This is a genomic window from Paenibacillus dendrobii (assembly GCF_009807035.1).
In the GTDB taxonomy this organism is placed as follows: Bacteria; Bacillota; Bacilli; order Paenibacillales; family Paenibacillaceae; genus Paenibacillus_AQ; species Paenibacillus_AQ dendrobii.
Genome location: NZ_WUBI01000002.1, coordinates 337173 through 353020 on the forward strand (window position 1 = coordinate 337173; position 15848 = coordinate 353020).

General features: G+C 48.8%; 20 protein-coding genes. All 20 read right to left on the reverse strand.

Annotated elements, in window-relative coordinates:
• Window positions 1–15: 15 nt before the first annotated feature.
• Window positions 16–465 (reverse strand): transcriptional regulator AhrC/ArgR, encoded by a 450-nt coding sequence (ahrC, locus tag GRF59_RS15525; protein ID WP_160498627.1) that lies wholly within the window; start codon window positions 463–465, stop codon window positions 16–18.
• Window positions 466–491: 26 nt separating this feature from the next.
• Window positions 492–974, reverse strand: coding sequence for a hypothetical protein (locus GRF59_RS15530; protein ID WP_160498628.1), 483 nt, complete (start codon window positions 972–974; stop codon window positions 492–494).
• Window positions 975–1194: 220 nt separating this feature from the next.
• Window positions 1195–2058: a TlyA family RNA methyltransferase gene (locus tag GRF59_RS15535; protein ID WP_160498629.1), complete on the reverse strand. Its 864-nt coding sequence runs from the start codon at window positions 2056–2058 to the stop codon at window positions 1195–1197.
• A gap of 26 nt (window positions 2059–2084) precedes the next feature.
• Window positions 2085–3992, reverse strand: coding sequence for a 1-deoxy-D-xylulose-5-phosphate synthase (dxs, locus tag GRF59_RS15540; RefSeq protein WP_160498630.1), 1908 nt, complete (start codon window positions 3990–3992; stop codon window positions 2085–2087).
• Between the two features lie 160 nt (window positions 3993–4152).
• A complete protein-coding gene (locus GRF59_RS15545; protein WP_237391851.1) occupies window positions 4153–5058 on the reverse strand; it encodes a polyprenyl synthetase family protein in 906 nt (301 codons plus the stop codon).
• A complete protein-coding gene (gene xseB / locus GRF59_RS15550; RefSeq protein WP_160498631.1) occupies window positions 5055–5315 on the reverse strand; it encodes an exodeoxyribonuclease VII small subunit in 261 nt (86 codons plus the stop codon). The genes GRF59_RS15545 and xseB overlap by 4 nt, the downstream gene beginning before the upstream one ends.
• Window positions 5296–6666: an exodeoxyribonuclease VII large subunit gene (gene xseA, locus GRF59_RS15555; RefSeq protein ID WP_160498632.1), complete on the reverse strand. Its 1371-nt coding sequence runs from the start codon at window positions 6664–6666 to the stop codon at window positions 5296–5298. The genes xseB and xseA overlap by 20 nt, the downstream gene beginning before the upstream one ends.
• A gap of 15 nt (window positions 6667–6681) precedes the next feature.
• Window positions 6682–7539, reverse strand: coding sequence for a bifunctional methylenetetrahydrofolate dehydrogenase/methenyltetrahydrofolate cyclohydrolase FolD (folD, locus tag GRF59_RS15560; protein WP_160498633.1), 858 nt, complete (start codon window positions 7537–7539; stop codon window positions 6682–6684).
• A gap of 71 nt (window positions 7540–7610) precedes the next feature.
• Window positions 7611–8063 (reverse strand): transcription antitermination factor NusB, encoded by a 453-nt coding sequence (nusB, locus tag GRF59_RS15565; protein ID WP_160498634.1) that lies wholly within the window; start codon window positions 8061–8063, stop codon window positions 7611–7613.
• 179 nt (window positions 8064–8242) lie between these two features.
• The gene (locus GRF59_RS15570) at window positions 8243–8476 is read right to left on the reverse strand and encodes a DUF2273 domain-containing protein (protein ID WP_160498635.1); all 234 of its coding nucleotides are present in this window, start codon (window positions 8474–8476) and stop codon (window positions 8243–8245) included.
• A gap of 14 nt (window positions 8477–8490) precedes the next feature.
• Window positions 8491–9030: an alkaline shock response membrane anchor protein AmaP gene (gene amaP, locus GRF59_RS15575; RefSeq protein WP_160498636.1), complete on the reverse strand. Its 540-nt coding sequence runs from the start codon at window positions 9028–9030 to the stop codon at window positions 8491–8493.
• Window positions 9031–9136: 106 nt separating this feature from the next.
• On the reverse strand, window positions 9137–9544 hold the full coding sequence (locus tag GRF59_RS15580; protein WP_160498637.1) for an Asp23/Gls24 family envelope stress response protein: 408 nt from the start codon (window positions 9542–9544) through the stop codon (window positions 9137–9139).
• Between the two features lie 114 nt (window positions 9545–9658).
• Window positions 9659–11002, reverse strand: coding sequence for an acetyl-CoA carboxylase biotin carboxylase subunit (accC, locus tag GRF59_RS15585; RefSeq protein WP_160498638.1), 1344 nt, complete (start codon window positions 11000–11002; stop codon window positions 9659–9661).
• A 30-nt stretch (window positions 11003–11032) separates the two neighbouring features.
• Complete coding sequence (gene accB, locus GRF59_RS15590; protein ID WP_160498639.1) at window positions 11033–11521, reverse strand: acetyl-CoA carboxylase biotin carboxyl carrier protein; 489 nt, start codon at window positions 11519–11521, stop codon at window positions 11033–11035.
• A gap of 144 nt (window positions 11522–11665) precedes the next feature.
• Entirely contained in the window at window positions 11666–12535 is an 870-nt protein-coding gene (locus GRF59_RS15595) for a SpoIIIAH-like family protein (RefSeq protein WP_160498640.1), read from the reverse strand.
• 45 nt (window positions 12536–12580) lie between these two features.
• Entirely contained in the window at window positions 12581–13228 is a 648-nt protein-coding gene (spoIIIAG, locus tag GRF59_RS15600) for a stage III sporulation protein AG (RefSeq protein WP_160498641.1), read from the reverse strand.
• Window positions 13229–13249: 21 nt separating this feature from the next.
• The gene (gene spoIIIAF / locus GRF59_RS15605) at window positions 13250–14011 is read right to left on the reverse strand and encodes a stage III sporulation protein AF (RefSeq protein ID WP_160498642.1); all 762 of its coding nucleotides are present in this window, start codon (window positions 14009–14011) and stop codon (window positions 13250–13252) included.
• A gap of 15 nt (window positions 14012–14026) precedes the next feature.
• Window positions 14027–15214: a stage III sporulation protein AE gene (gene spoIIIAE / locus GRF59_RS15610; RefSeq protein ID WP_160498643.1), complete on the reverse strand. Its 1188-nt coding sequence runs from the start codon at window positions 15212–15214 to the stop codon at window positions 14027–14029.
• Between the two features lie 17 nt (window positions 15215–15231).
• Complete coding sequence (spoIIIAD, locus tag GRF59_RS15615) at window positions 15232–15621, reverse strand: stage III sporulation protein AD (protein ID WP_160498644.1); 390 nt, start codon at window positions 15619–15621, stop codon at window positions 15232–15234.
• Between the two features lie 9 nt (window positions 15622–15630).
• The gene (spoIIIAC, locus tag GRF59_RS15620; protein WP_076170008.1) at window positions 15631–15834 is read right to left on the reverse strand and encodes a stage III sporulation protein AC; all 204 of its coding nucleotides are present in this window, start codon (window positions 15832–15834) and stop codon (window positions 15631–15633) included.
• Window positions 15835–15848: the final 14 nt, after the last annotated feature.

A 15848-nucleotide genomic window follows, 5' to 3' on the forward strand; every position in this document is an offset into this window, starting at 1 on the left:
GCGCCAATCCTGATTCTAAGAAATGTAACTCATGATAAGCTTAACCAGACTCTCACTGTCTTCATTGGTACGACAGATCATCAGAATCGTATCATCCCCGCAGATCGTACCCATAATCTGATTCCATTCCATGTTGTCCAACAGTACCGCAATGGCATTGGCCGTTCCGGGCAGAGCCTTCATCACTACCAGATTATTGGTGTAATCGATATGGACGAAATTATCCACGAGCGCGCGTTTCAGCTTCTGGATCGGGTTGTACCGCTGATCGGTCGGCAAAGAATATTTATATCTTCCGTCATCCATTGGCACCTTAATAAGCAGGAGTTCCTTAATATCCCTGGAGACGGTGGCTTGGGTCACCTGAAAGCCGGCTGCGCGCAGCGCCTCCACCAGCTCGTCCTGTGTTTCAATTTCCTGCTGGGTAATGATTTCGCGAATTTTAATATGTCGTTGTCCCTTCATAGAAACCTCCTGTAAAAAACTTATATTTATTCATCATATCCAATAGAGTCCTCTTCATCCCAATCAAAATGAATGCAAGCAACCTCATCCTTGTCCACGTCCACATATAATACACCTCCGCAGCCCGGATAGAGCAGGAAATACGGAAGCAAACGATCCCGGATCGAGCTTCCCGTCCAATCCATCGGAAGACGGCTGCGGGCGACTTTGACCAGATACAATATGTTTTCATCGTTCCGGACAATGAAATCAATGAATAGGCGGCTGTGAAAGTCTTCCCCATCCACTTCGAATAAGAGGGGAATTTTAATTTTACCTCCGAGCACTTCATAACCTGCTCTCTCCAACATATCAACCGCCGGATGATCCGGTATATCCTCGTTTATCGGCATTTCCGGTATACGGGCAGGCAGCGGCTTGAACAACCAGGACCTTAACCCATATGCGAACCAAACCAAAAGCAGCAATCCAATAAGAAGCATGACGAGCCAATCTGCCCGTTCCTCCATCCCGATCACCTCATGGTTCTATTCGCGAGAACCGGAAGAAATTCCTTTTTTAGCTTCGAATGACATCAAGCTTCATCATGATTAATGAAGCGCTATGCTTCATATAAAGTCATGCGTATTACTGCATAAAGATCAATTCCAAGTCCATTATATCCCAAACAGACGTTCTCCTCAAATCTCTTTTTTAACTTGCTGAAAAAAATCCTCAAAGAAAAGAAACTCATCCTTTGGATGAGTTTCCCGTAAAGGTATTTGAGGCTTGAGCTACCACGTCGTTAACCAGTGCCTGAAGTCTGGCATCGAATTCCTCCGAAGAATCCCCTTCTCCAGAGTCATCTTCTTCGCTCAAATGCCAATGTGCAAGAAATTCAATATTCCCCTCACCACCGGTAATCGGCGAGAAGGTCAGACCCTTCAGCCCGAATCCCAAATCATGAGCGAAGCTCAAAATATTCATCAATACTTCTCGATGAACGGCCGGTTCACGCACCACACCGGATTTACCGACCTTTTCCCGCCCAGCCTCGAACTGCGGCTTTATCAAAGCGGCCACATCACCCGGATGCTTCAGCAACGCTTTTAATGGAGGCAGAATTATCCGCAGCGAAATGAAAGAAACATCAATGCTTGCAAAATCAGGCTGGGGTCCCTTTAAATCCTCAGGTGTCATATACCGAAAATTCGTTTTTTCCATGACGCATACCCGTTCATCATTCCGAAGCGACCAATCCAGCTGATTTGAACCCACATCGATGGCATAGACGTACTTAGCTCCATGTTGGAGAGCACAATCGGTAAATCCTCCGGTCGAGGAACCGATGTCCAGCATCGTTCGGCCTTCCATTTCGATCCCAAAGGTGTTAATGGCTTTTTCCAGCTTCAATCCACCGCGGCTGACATAAGGATGAACAGCGCCTTTAACGCGAATCACGATGTCCCTTGGGACCTTCATGCCTGCCTTTTCGATGCGTTCCTCATTACCTAGCACCAACCCAGCCATGATGGCTGCCTTAGCCTTTTCTCGGCTATCGTAAAACCCCTGCTCAACCAGCAGGATATCAATCCGTTCTTTTGGCGAATTCATGTTTATCTCCTGATCTGTTTCCCAAGTTAAGAAGAAAATCCTGTTTTACCGATTCCGAAGGAATGCAGTGACATCAACTGCTTGATTTCGGCGCATACGCCTTCAACCGTCAAACCGGTCTCTTCACGTTGTTCTTTAACGCTTCCGTGCTCGATAAAGCGGTCCGGAACTCCCATCAAGGAGACTCTGGTATCAAAAATATGCTTGGAGGCGTAGAACTCAAGGACGGCACTGCCAAGACTTCCCGCTTCACTCACTTCTTCAAGAACAATCATATTCGTATGGCTTTGAGCCAACTCAAGAAGCATCTCCTCATCCAGCGGCTTCAAGAAACGAGCGTTGACGACGCGGAGGTTGATGCCTTCACGTTTCAATTGCTCCGCCGCCTCTAGCGCAATCTGAACCATAGGCCCGGATGCAAGCACGGCATAGCCTTCGCCTTCGCGTACCGTTTCCCACTTGCCGATCGGAATCGGTACAAGCTTCTCATCCAGGGAAACCCCAAGTCCGTTAATCCGCGGATAGCGATATGCAATCGGTCCATCATCATAATCCAGGGCCGTTTTCATCATATGGCGAAGCTCATTTTCATCCTTAGGCATCATCATGACCATATTTGGGATATGCCGCATGAAAGCCACATCGAAGACGCCTTGATGAGTTTCGCCGTCTGCCCCAACAAAACCCGCCCGGTCAATGGCGAACATGACATTAGCATTGTGACGGCAAATATCATGAACGATCTGATCATATGCTCTCTGCATAAAGGTCGAGTATACCGCAAACACAGGCTTCATGCCTTCCATAGCTAACGCTGCGCACATGGTCGCCGCATGCTGTTCCGCAATGCCGACATCAATCATTCGGTTCGGAAATCTCTCGCTGAACGGAATCAGACCCGAACCGCTCGGCATGGCCGGTGTAACGGCTACAATGCGCGGATCCTGCTCGCCAAGCTCTATGAGCGTTTTGCCGAATACCTCCGTATACATCGGATTGCCAACGGATTTCAACACTTGACCCGATTCGATCTTATACGGAGAAATGCCATGCCATTTATAAGAGTCGGCTTCAGCGGGCTTATAGCCCTTGCCTTTCGTTGTCAAAACGTGAACAAAGACAGGTCCACGGACATTGTCAGCCTGTTTAAAAGTCTCAATTAGCTTTTGGAGATCATGTCCGTCTACGGGGCCGAGGTATGTCAGTCCCAGTTCCTCGAACAATACGCCGGGTACCATCATATATTTCAGGCTATCCTTCAGGCGAGAGCCGGTTTTGGCCAGCTTGCCTCCGATCGCCGGAATTTTCTTCAGCAGTATTTCAAGCTCATCCTTTGCCCGCAAATAATGGCGGTCGGAACGAATTTTACTTAGGTAGTTATGCATCGCGCCTACATTCGGAGCGATGGACATTTCGTTGTCGTTTAATATGACCATTAAGTCTTTTTGTTCATGTCCGATATGATTCAAGGCTTCGAAAGCCATACCACCGGTTAATGCACCGTCTCCGATAACAGCTACAACCTTATTTTTCTCTCCCTTGAAATCCCGGGCAAGAGCCATACCCATGGCTGCCGACAGCGATGTGCTGCTGTGTCCGGCTTCCCATACGTCATGCTCGCTTTCATTTCTTTTGACAAAGCCGCATAGACCCTTATATTTACGCAGGGTGTCAAACTGGTCCATCCGCCCGGTCAACATTTTGTGTACATAGGCTTGATGACCGACATCGAAAATAAATTTATCACGTGGACTGTCATAGCAGTAATGCAGGGCCAGCGTGAGTTCCACCACTCCCAAATTTGATGCAAGATGCCCTCCTGTCACAGACAGCTTCTCAATCAGAAATTGACGGATTTCAGCCGCCAGAGAAGTGAGCTCGTCAACCGATAGAGATTTGATTTGTTCTGGCTGATTAATTTGTGGAAGCAGCACGTCAATCTCCCCGCTTTCCTTGATATATTAGATATTTTTTGTAAGTTGGCTTTCATGTGAAGCCTATTTTCATTTCTTATGATTACGCTTTCTTTGCAGAACCAGCGATTCTTTTCGTCATTATATCACAAAACGTTACGCAAACATAAAATGATGCCGATTAATGGTCCCGGTTCATCAAATAGTCAGCGATTTCCAGCAGTCGCGCAGGATTGGTGAAACCCGCTTTCGAGATGGCCGATTTGGCTTCTTCCGTAAGGCGCTCCACTTCCTTCTTCGAGGCTTCAAGACCGATAAAATAGGGATATGTTACCTTTTCCTGCTTAATGTCACTTTGTGTTTTTTTGCCAAGCTTTGTCTCATCTCCGACAATATCCAGAATATCGTCCTGAATTTGAAAAGCAAGTCCTATCTTGCGTCCAAAGATGCGGAGTGCTTCCAATCTTGCTGCATCCGCTCCGGCAATTCTGCCGCCTGCAAGCAGTGAAAACATGATCAAATCGCTCGTTTTATGAAGATGAATGTATTCCAGCTGAGATAATTCGGTTAGTCCCTGTTCCCCCTCCATATCGGCTGCTTGTCCACCCACCATGCCTTTGGGTCCCGATAATTCGGACAGATCCAACGTAATCTCCACGACCTTGTCAGCCGGTATGCCATAAGTGCCTGACAATTGCGCTACGAGGTAGAATGCATGCGTAAGAAGAGCATCGCCGGCCAATATGGCCGCAGCTTCCCCGAATACCTTATGATTCGTAAGCTTGCCGCGACGGTAATCGTCATTATCCATTGCCGGCAAATCGTCATGGATCAGGGAATAAGTATGTACCATCTCGACAGCACAAGCTGCATCAAGCGCCGCATCCTCGTTTCCTTCCATGGCCTCACAGGCAGCCATCACCAGCAGCGGACGCATGCGTTTGCCGCCGGCCATCAAGGAATACAGCATGGCTTCCCGAAGCGAAGACGGTATGTGCCAGCTCGCAGGAATACTTCCCTCAAGTCTCGTGGTCACCCGCTCTATGATGTTTTGATGATAATCTCTGAAGGAGACCGTTTCTCTCAAAGTGCGTCACCGCCATTTACATCTAGCTCGCTGCCGAACGGCTTTTTACGAAGCTCGCCGTTTTCCTCGACAATCATTTCGATTCTCCGCTCCACCTGCTCCAGCTTCTGACTGCAAAGCTGTGACAGTTTCATGCCCTCCTGAAAAAGCTCGATGGCCTTCTCAAGAGGCACGTCTCCATGTTCAAGCTCTCCGACGATATCCTCCAGCTGGATCATTGCATCCTCGAATTTCAGCTCATTTTCCTTGTCCGTCATTTTGCCCATCCTCCTTAAGTCCCCATACCTGGCATGAAAGCTGACCATCGCTCACTTTGATTTGGACCAGATCTCCAGGCTGTACGTCATGAATTGATTTAATGAGATGTTTTTCCTGCTCATCGTATATCAGGCTGTAGCCTCGACCCATAACCTTAAGCGGGCTTAAGGCATCGAGCTGCCTCAAGGAAGAGTGCAGTTGCGATTGTTTTTGCTTCAAAGCAGCCTGCATCAGTGTGAGCAGCTGTTTTCGGCTAACCTCATTTCGCTTTGTCGCATACGTGAGCTGTTCGCGCGGATTATACCGCATTAAGCCCTGATAAATCCTGCTCTGCTTCTCACGGCTGAGACTCAGCTTCGTGCGCATACCCCCGCCAAGGCGCTGCTTCAGCATATCCAAACGTTCCGCATGCTGCAGCATATACCTGCGCGGGTGCACAAGCACGGGTGACCGCTGAAGCGAAGTGAGCTGCTGACGGCTTCGTTTGACACGCTCCTGCAGCAATTGTTTAAGAAGGCGCTGACGCTGCTGCAGTCTTCCATTCAATTCGGACATGTGCGGAACAGCCAGCTCGGCTGCAGCCGTTGGCGTGGCCGCCCGAAGATCCGCCGCGAAATCGGCAATGGTGAAGTCCGTTTCATGTCCTACTGCTGATATCACCGGAATATAGGAGGAGCGAATCGCCCTGGCGACAACTTCTTCGTTAAATGCCCACAATTCCTCCAGAGATCCTCCGCCCCGTCCCACGATCAAGACATCCGCCTCCTCCATCTCGTTCATTTGGCGGATGGCACGAACAATGGATGGAGCTGCCCCTTTGCCCTGTACGAGAACCGGGTAAAGGATGATCTTGGCTTGGGGATAACGCCGTCCTAAGGTTATCATGATATCCCGCACAGCTGCCCCGGTAGGCGAGGTGATCACTCCAATGGTTTCAGGAAACTCAGGAATCGGTCTTTTCCGTTCAGCTGCAAAAAGCCCCTCTTCTTCCAGCTTCTTCTTCAGCTGCTCAAATGCAAGATACAGGCTCCCAACGCCGTCCGGCTGCATGTGCGTTGCATAGAACTGGTATTGTCCGTCCCGTTCGTAAACAGTCACGTTGCCCCTGGCAATCACCTTCGCACCTTCCTTCGGCACGAAGGGGAGCCGTTGATTATGAGATGCAAACATAATGGCGCGAATCCGGCTGCCTTCATCCTTGAGCGTAAAATACATATGCCCACTGGAATGATGCGTGAAATTGGATATCTCGCCGCGAATCCAAACATCGGAAAGCAGTGAATCTGAATCCAATTTCATACGAATGTATTTATTTAAATCCTTGATGGATAAAACACGTTGCGGTTCCATGTCAGAACCCCTCTCTTACGCCAATCCGTGATGGCGTTTTGCCGCTGTCAGTGTATTTTGCATCAACATGGTAATGGTCATGGGTCCAACGCCGCCGGGAACAGGCGTAATCGGACCGGAAACTTCCTTCACGCTCTCAAAATCGACATCGCCTGCAAGCTTGCCGTTCTCAAGGCGGTTCATACCGACATCGATAACTACCGCGCCCGGTTTGACGTAGCTGGCATCAATAAAATTAGCCCGTCCAATCGCAACGACCAACACATCTGCCTGTCGGGCAATTTCAGCCATATTCGCCGTACGCGAATGACACATCGTTACCGTTGCGTTCTCGCGCTGGAGCAGCAACGATACCGGTTTGCCCACGATATTACTGCGGCCAATGACAACGGCATGCTTGCCTGACAAGCTGATTCCTGCCCGTTTAATCAATTCAATAACTCCTGCCGGCGTACAAGGAAGCAGACTGTCATCGCCAATCACCAGATTCCCTACATTGACGGGATGGAAGCCATCAACATCCTTGTCCACGGCAATCGCATTAATAACCGCCTTTTCATCAATATGCTTGGGAAGGGGAAGCTGCACCAGAATGCCGTCGATGCTGTCCTGGTGGTTCAGCTTGTCCACTAGAGCCAGTAAATCGGCTTGCGAAGTATCCGCAGGCAGACGATGAACCTCAGAGTAATAACCCAAATCATGACATGCTTTTTCCTTGTTACGGACATACACGTGAGATGCCGGATCTTCGCCTACAAGTACAACAGCCAAACCAGGCACAACCCCTTTGGCTGCCAATTCCTTCACTTCGCCTGCAATACTGCCGCGGATTTCTTCGGATACTTGTTTACCGCTGATTATGGTTGCTGTCATTCTACTCTCTCCCCTGTATATGAAATGATGGTTTGTTATTGAAAAGTAAGTGGGTAAAACGGAATCAGATCCTAAGAAGGATCTGTTTTCAGCTTGTCCAGTTCACGAATCATATTCCCCAATACGCCGTTAACGAACTTCCCTGACTCGTCCGTACCGAAATGCTTCGATAGCTCAATGGCTTCGTTGACTGCAACTTTGGCGGGAACATCCGATGAATACAACAGTTCAAATGCAGCGAGACGCAGAATCTGACGATCGACTCTCGACAGACGGCTGATCTGCCACCCTTTCAAGTAATTTTCGAGCAGCCCGTCAATGGCCTGCTTATGACTCCAAGCCCCGTTTACAAGTCCAAGCACATATGCTTTGAGCTCGATTTCATTTGTAATGACACGCTCCGTATCATTCTCCTCTGCCGCTTCATCCAGCAGCATGTTCACCGCCTCTTCGCTGCCCACCTCATTCATTTCCATTTGATAAAGGCTTTGCACGACGATTTCCCTTGCTAAACGTCTTTTCATTATGTTCCTCCTGAACCAGTCATAAGTGTATTTCTCATTATTATGGATTGCTGTATAAGGTTTGTTGCATCATTCTCAGATCAAGGTCATTTTCACAAAAAAAACCGCGACATGTTTCACCAGAAAATGGGCATTATGAAGCTTGCAGCTCTGTTTTCCGGAGAAAGCATATCACGGGTTCATTTAAAAGGACGCCAGCGCTCGGAAAGCCACTGTCCCACTTCACTCCAACGAAAGAAAGACCCTAACCGCAAGTCCTTCCTTTTGCCGGCAGTATATCCTATGAACACAACCAATGCAAAGAACAACATATCCCAAAAACCCGCAAACAAATAAATAAAACCAAAAAAGATTCCGCCGGCAACGCCGATAATCCGTCCTCTGTGACTCTCCCATATTTCTTTCCAGAGCATTGGGATGATCACCTCTATTCCACTCTACTCTTAATTGCTGTCGACTGGGCTACGTTGGCTATATATACGGCCACATTCGACACCGGAATGCCTGTTGTTTCCTGAAGATAATCATGAACCTGCTTTTGAATGTCCGTCGTCATCGCCGGAATCGAAACATCCCCTTCGACGACCGCCCGGATCATGATTTCAAGTCCAGCCTCCGTCACGCGCATCCTGGCCTTCAAATCCTTCGCCCCCCTTACCCGGGAAGCCGCCTTCAGGCACAAGTTCTCAATCGTTTCCACCGAAATCTGAATATCGCCATATTCCGTTCGCTGATCAATAGAAGGAATATGCACGCGTTCGCGGCGGATGGAGATATAAAAAAAGCGTATGCTGAGCAGGAACAGGATGGCGGCTACGGTAATTACCGTAATTTGAAGCGTTGCTCCATCCATGTAATCGCCCAGCGGAGGAACCAAATCACTCATTCGGAGGATGGCAAATACACTAATTACTCCGATACTCAAGCTGTAGATAAACAGCAGAAGTCTATCCAGTATTTTGGCCACGAACAGCACAGCCTCCTTAAATTAGAGTAAACCCTCGACGCATGTCGGGGGTTATAAATAGAATGAACTAAAGACGATCTTTAGCTCATTCTATATTCATCACTCTTTATTTCACTCGTTGGCTGAAATCGACGTCTTCCACTCTTTCCGCGCTCTTGAAATGAACATCGTGAATTTGCACGTTCACTTCAATCACGGTGAGACCGGTCATCATTTCAATGGAACGTTTCACGTTGCGCTGGATTTCAGTAGCCACTTCCGGCAAACGCTGACCATATTCAATAATGACGGATACATCGACAGCAGCTTCACGCTGGCCAACTTCCACCTTTACGCCTTTGGACAGGTTTTTGCGTCCGAGCAGCTCGGCGATTCCGCCGGCAAAACCGCCGCTCATGCCTGCGACGCCTTTGACCTCAACAGTCGCTAGACCTGCAATAACCTCAATCACTTCAGGAGCAATTTGTATTTCACCGAAATCCGTACGTTCAGACTCGCTCGGTACTGTGCTCATTCTGATTCAACACACCTTTCAGGTAGGATGGATAACCGATACACCCGTTAGGACGCTTTTATTCACTCATAATATAACATTATCGGTGAATCATGACAAACATCCATTTGCAGATTATATCTCGTTTTCCTCCAGGAATTTTATATCGAAATCGCCTTTATTGAACGTAGGATGCTCCAAGAGCTTCAGATGGAAAGGAATCGTCGTATGGATGCCTTCGACGGCAAACTCGGACAATGCCCGTTTCATCTTTGCAATGGCCTCTTCACGAGTAGGAGCCCACACGATCAGCTTTGCGATCATCGAATCATAAAACGGAGGAATGGAATACCCCTGATAGGCCGCACTGTCTACTCTTACGCCCGGTCCACCCGGTGGAAGATAGAATTGGATTTTACCCGGAGCAGGCATGAAATTGCGGTCCGGATCCTCTGCATTGATACGGCATTCGATAGAACTGCCGTTAATCACGATGTCTTCTTGCGAGAATGAAAGCGGGTTGCCTTCCGCCACAGAGACCATTTCCTTGATCAGATCAACACTCGTTACCATTTCGGTAACCGGATGTTCAACCTGAATACGGGTATTCATCTCCATGAAGTAGAACTGTCCATCTGGGCCGAGCAGGAATTCGAGTGTGCCTGCGCCGGAGTAATGGACGGCCTTGGCAGCACGTACAGCTGCCTCACCCATTTTTTCGCGGACGTCCTGGGATATCACCGGGCATGGCGATTCTTCGACGAGCTTTTGTCTACGGCGCTGTACCGAGCAGTCACGTTCGCCCAAATGCACCGCATTGCCGTGGTTGTCGGCCATGATTTGGATTTCCACATGCTTCATTCCCGTAAGGAACTTTTCAAGATAGACGCCTGCGTTGCCAAAAGCTTTTTGGGCTTCCTGCTGCGCAGCTGTAATCTGCTTAATAAGAGCAGGCTCGTCCTCAGCGATACGGATGCCTTTGCCTCCGCCACCTGCGGTAGCCTTGATAATCAAAGGATATCCGATATCTCTGCCGATCATAACCGCTTCATCCAAATCCTCGACCAAGCCATCAGAACCAGGGATAACCGGAACTCCCGCCGTCTTCATCGTTTGCTTCGCTACGGCTTTATCTCCCATTTTGTTAATTGCGTCAGCAGATGGTCCGATAAAGGTAATGTTGCAGGATTCGCAAATTTCTGCGAAGTCTGCGTTCTCAGCAAGGAATCCGTATCCGGGATGTACGGCATCGCATTCGGTAAGCGTTGCCACACTCATGATGTTGGTAATGTTCAAATAGCTGTCCTTGGACGCTGTCGGCCCAATGCAATAGGCTTCATCCGCCAAACGGACATGAAGCGCATCCTTGTCCGCTTCCGAATAAACAGCAACCGTGGAAATGCCAAGCTCCCTGCAGGCCCGGATGATGCGAACGGCGATCTCTCCGCGGTTGGCTATCAGGATTTTATGAAATTTCATGCAAGTAACCTCCCTTTCAACATGCGGCGTTTATTCCGATTTCACCAGAAACAGAGGCTGTCCGAATTCAACCAGTTGTCCGTTTTCCACGAGAATCTCCACGATTTCGCCCTTCACTTCGGCTTCCAGCTCATTCATGAGCTTCATAGCTTCAATGATGCAGACCGTGGATTTTTCATTCACTTTATCACCGACGCTGACAAAAGCTCCTGCTTCTGGAGATGGGGATTTGTAGAATGTACCCACCATTGGAGACACAATCTTATGTAAGGAAGAGTCGGCTGCACTCGCACCACCCGCCACTGGCTGCTGAACTGCCTCTGCAGGTGGATTCAAATATTGAGGCATGGCTTGCTGAGGAACCTGAAGATACTGGGTAGCAGGCTGGCTGGTAACCACTTCGGTTTTGTTTGCCTTACGGATCGTCAGATGTGTTCCTTCCAATTCAATATCCAGTTCATGCACAGAGGTCTGATCGACCAATTGTATTAACTCTTTGATTTCACTTAACTTCAACATTCACAATTCACTCCTTAAGGGAAGCACCTGGCTTCCGGACATACATACACATAACGATATGTATTATATCACAAACGAAAGAAATGGAAAGAGTCCAAGATCATCCCGGACTCTTTCGACTTTTTTCCATTTTTTTCGCCACGGTTAAGGCGCCATGTATTTCACGCTGACTTTATCCTGCGATACATTCAGTTCCTTCATGACCAGTTCGACGATGCTGACAGCCTGTTTCACATCCAATTTTTCGCTGAGGACGAGCACTTGGTATTTATCATCTTCTTCCTTCACAAATGCGTTGGCGAAAGAATACTTTTGTTCAAGCTCTTCTTCGATTCCTTGAATTTTGTTTTCTTTCGTTTCCAGTGCGGTAAGCTCTTCGCTTGCTTGAGCCGATGTCGCTGCATCCTTGGTCATATCGTTCATCGCGGCCATTAAATCGTTATGCTTTTTCAGGTTATCCTGCGTGCGTTGGAACAGATAGGATTCGATCTGGCTCGAACCGGAGCTTTTTTGTGTTTGGGCCGCAACTTCCTTCAGCACTTCATCGTCGCTTTTTCCGTTTTGAGCCGTTGTTTTCCCATCGGTTGCTCCGGCTGTTTTGTCTGCGGAAGCCGTCTTGTCGGTAGAAGCTTGGTCTTTGGCATCCGTTTTGGCAGTCGTCTTATCTGCAGTATCCTTGGCGGGGTCCTTGCCGGTGTCGGCGGTCGTGTCTTTTGCGGCGTCTTTGGAAGCGTCTTTATTGGCTGCATCATTTTTGGCCGTGTCGGCCTTTGCGGCTGAATCATTCACTTTTCCATCGGTGATTACTTCTGTCACTTCAACGCCGTTTTCCGTTGTCTTTGTTCCGGAAGCACTCTCTTTAGCCGCTGATTTATCTTCCGTTCCTACCTGCTGGCTGTCGGCAACCGGTGTTTTGGAAGATCCCGAGTCCCCGGTAAACAGGTAGTAAGCGGATAACACAACCATCAAGCTCAGCATCGAAACCAACCAAATCGTTTGTCTTTTATTGTTCATTCCTTAAATCCTCCTCAATTTTGAACTCATTTTTTTGGAATTAGCTTACCCCTGCTTACGCGGTACAACCGAAATACGGTATCCCGGTACATTAAGACCTTTCTCGACCGCGTCGACGATCAGCTGTTTGACAACTTCGTTTTCAGCGCCTTTGGCAACAATCAGCACGCCTCGGATTTGCGGCTTTACTCTTTTGGTGATTATCGGCGTTTGCGTTCCGGACTGTTCGTACGTAACAATTTCCCCGTCCCGGGTATACTGCGTCGTATGGCGCTTGCCTCCGTTTGCGTCATTTTCATCCGATTGCTGCTGGGAATCCTTGATATTACGCTGGTAGATAATCTCATCTGTGGAATCTACCGTTACCATGATGTCGACCGTACCTACACCGACTATTTTTTCCAGGATCCCCTTCATCTTGTCCTCTGCCTCTTCCTCTATGCTGCTAAAAGCGTTCGTATCGCCGGCGCTGTTTTGAAGGGTTTCCTTCGATGTCGACGTGGCTTGTGACGGTGGCTCCCTGCCTATGTTTTCGTTATCAAGCTTTTTGACGTTGACAAAGGAGTTGAACAACACGATCGCGACCCCGATAAGTCCTAAGATGATGAGCCAGCGAAAGGTATTGATCCTTTTTCCGCCCCCCTGCCCGCCGCCACTGATCCACTGTTCCAGTTTTTTGAACCATTTCCCCACTTTTTGTTCACCTCGATTTATTTAAAGCTTCCGGCTATCGTTAGAGCCGTTTTGGACGATCACCATTTCCGGCTCGATTCCCCATGTATTTCCAAGCATTTTCTTGATCGCCTCGGCTTCTTCGCTCTTACCGCTGTCCTGTTCCTTCGTGCCCGGTGCCTTTGCAGATGTTGAATCCCTGTTGTCTTCCGCATCATTCCGGGTTGGATCAATGTTGACTTGAACCTGCACCGGTGACACGGGCTCGACATGGATATCTTGTGATGAATCTGTACCATCTTCCGTATTTTGGGAAGCTGCCGCATCCTCCTGCCTTAGCACCACGGTTACCCCTTTGATATATGGGTTCTGGGCTGCGGTACCGTCAATTCCGTTTCCCTCCTGCATTCCCAGCACTACCTTGACTTCGGCGGCGTTTGAGCCATTTTGTTTGCGGATCTGATCTTTCATCTGCGCGGCGATTTCTTGTGCGGCCCACTCCATCGATTGTTGCTGCTGCTGGTTTTTCAGCTGCTTTGCCTGATCCATGATCTGCTGCAAACCTCCTTTACCGCTTGCTGAAGAGGTCTGTTGATTAAACTTGTTGAAGGCACCTGCCAGCTTGACGTCTGCCGCTTCCGTGAGAATTTTCATCAGCGGGCTCAATAAGGTCAGCAGAATCAGCAGGCTCAAAACCAGCTTGACGTAGCGCTCCATGGACCGGCTAGGAAGGATAAGATCCACGAAGGTGGCCAGCAGCACCACCATGATCACTTCCTTCAGCCAACCGCTTAACCAGGTCATACTCAGCCCCCTTCTTTACCTCATCATGACAGTCACATTTCCCGCCGTTAGCATGATCGTGATCGCCAGGAAAAACATCAGGCCGACCGCTGCCAAGGCCGCGAAGACATACAACATGCTCTTACCGATTGTTTCAAGGCAAGTGGTGATCGGCGAATCGCCCAGGGGCTGCATGATCGCGGCGGAAACGTTGTATATCAGAGCGAGAACCAGTATTTTAATCGCCGGGAAGGCGCACAGGAAGAGAATGATGATGACACCGACGAGCCCGATGGAGTTTTTGATGAGCAGCGAAGCCGATATGACGGTATCCGTAGCATCTGCAAACATTTTTCCGACAACCGGAATGAAACTTCCTGATACATACTTGGCCGCCCTGATCGTGACGCCGTCAGTAACGGAGCTCGTGATGCCCTGAACCGAGATGACCCCAAGAAAAATCGTCAGCAATACACCGAGGAATCCGACGCTAATATTGCGAAGCAGGTTTGCCATCTGGGTCAGTTTGTATTTGTCGGATAAGGAACTGACTAGGTGGAGCACTGCCGAGAAGAAGAGCAGCGGGAAAATCAGCGTATGAATCAGCGTTCCGACCGTGTTAATCATGAAAATAATGAGCGGATGCGTGACCGAGACGGTAACCACGTTACCCATCGAAGCAAGAAGTGCGAATAGGAGAGGCACCATGGCCATCATGAAATCGATCATCCGGTCAATAGCCTCCTTCGCATAACCAATGGCAACATTGAAGCTGTTAATGGCCATAACGATGATAACCATGTAACAGAGAGAATAAGCCACTTTGCTGACTGTCTTTCTTTCGAACGCCGATTGCAGCGTCTCCAGAATCATGCTCATGATGCTTAACATGACGATGGTGACGAGCAGCTTCCCGTTGTAGAGCACTTCATGCCACATAAAGGAGCCCAGGGCGGAGAACACGTTTTTGACATTGAAGCTGTCGCCGCCGGGAAGCAATATATCCATAAAGGAAGGCACTTTCTGATCCGGAAAAAACCCTCCGTAATCTTTCATCAGGTTCTCCCAGTAGGATTCCACCTGATCCTTCGGCAGAGCTTCTGCCTGCTGCTTGATCCACTGGTCAGCCGGAGAAGCGGCAAACACCCGTGTGGTACCCACCAGCAAAAACAGTATTAAAAAAATGACCAAATGCCGTTTATCCCGCCGTTGTTGTCCCAACATGGGTAATCCACTTCCTTCTAAGAAGGCAGCAATTTGAGCACTGTTTCAATGATGATGCCGATAATCGGTACCGCGAGCACCATGATCAGTATTTTGCCGGCCAGTTCTATTTTTGAGGCTATGTTTTCCTGCCCTGCATCCCGCACCACCTGAGCGCCGAACTCCGCGATATAGGCAATTCCGATGATCTTCAGAATGGTCTTCAGATAGATCATCTCAACGCCGGAGGACTTAGCCATGCGCTCGAGCTCCGATATGACGGTGCTGATCTTTCCCATCAGGAACATGAAGATCAGTACGCCGGTTGCTGCAGCCAGCAGAAAAGCAAACATAGGTTTTTGCTCTTTCACGACTAGAATCAGTATCGTAGCTATGAGTCCAAGACCTACTACCTGTATAATTTCCATATGCAACCCCTACTGGAACAGAAAAATGGTTTTGATCTCCTGCAGCAGGTTATCGAGCAGCCGGACGACCATGAACAGCACCACGACAAAGCCGATGACCGTCACCCAATGAGCCATATCCTCTTTTCCCATTTGCTTGAGCACCGTGTGAATCATCGCAATGATGATGCCGATTCCCGCAATCTGGAAAATTGCGTTCACTTCAAAGTTCATTCCTTGGCACCTCG

Coding starts and splice junctions, on each gene's coding strand:
- ahrC (WP_160498627.1), bottom strand. CDS start 465: ATGAAGGGACAACGACATATTAAAATTCGCGAAATCATTACCCAGCAG.
- GRF59_RS15530 (WP_160498628.1), bottom strand. CDS start 974: ATGGAGGAACGGGCAGATTGGCTCGTCATGCTTCTTATTGGATTGCTG.
- GRF59_RS15535 (WP_160498629.1), bottom strand. CDS start 2,058: ATGAATTCGCCAAAAGAACGGATTGATATCCTGCTGGTTGAGCAGGGG.
- xseB (WP_160498631.1), bottom strand. CDS start 5,315: ATGACGGACAAGGAAAATGAGCTGAAATTCGAGGATGCAATGATCCAG.
- xseA (WP_160498632.1), bottom strand. CDS start 6,666: ATGGAACCGCAACGTGTTTTATCCATCAAGGATTTAAATAAATACATT.
- folD (WP_160498633.1), bottom strand. CDS start 7,539: ATGACAGCAACCATAATCAGCGGTAAACAAGTATCCGAAGAAATCCGC.
- nusB (WP_160498634.1), bottom strand. CDS start 8,063: ATGAAAAGACGTTTAGCAAGGGAAATCGTCGTGCAAAGCCTTTATCAA.
- GRF59_RS15570 (WP_160498635.1), bottom strand. CDS start 8,476: ATGCTCTGGAAAGAAATATGGGAGAGTCACAGAGGACGGATTATCGGC.
- GRF59_RS15580 (WP_160498637.1), bottom strand. CDS start 9,544: ATGAGCACAGTACCGAGCGAGTCTGAACGTACGGATTTCGGTGAAATA.
- accC (WP_160498638.1), bottom strand. CDS start 11,002: ATGAAATTTCATAAAATCCTGATAGCCAACCGCGGAGAGATCGCCGTT.
- accB (WP_160498639.1), bottom strand. CDS start 11,521: ATGTTGAAGTTAAGTGAAATCAAAGAGTTAATACAATTGGTCGATCAG.
- GRF59_RS15595 (WP_160498640.1), bottom strand. CDS start 12,535: ATGAACAATAAAAGACAAACGATTTGGTTGGTTTCGATGCTGAGCTTG.
- spoIIIAF (WP_160498642.1), bottom strand. CDS start 14,011: ATGACCTGGTTAAGCGGTTGGCTGAAGGAAGTGATCATGGTGGTGCTG.
- spoIIIAE (WP_160498643.1), bottom strand. CDS start 15,214: ATGTTGGGACAACAACGGCGGGATAAACGGCATTTGGTCATTTTTTTA.
- spoIIIAD (WP_160498644.1), bottom strand. CDS start 15,621: ATGGAAATTATACAGGTAGTAGGTCTTGGACTCATAGCTACGATACTG.
- spoIIIAC (WP_076170008.1), bottom strand. CDS start 15,834: ATGAACTTTGAAGTGAACGCAATTTTCCAGATTGCGGGAATCGGCATC.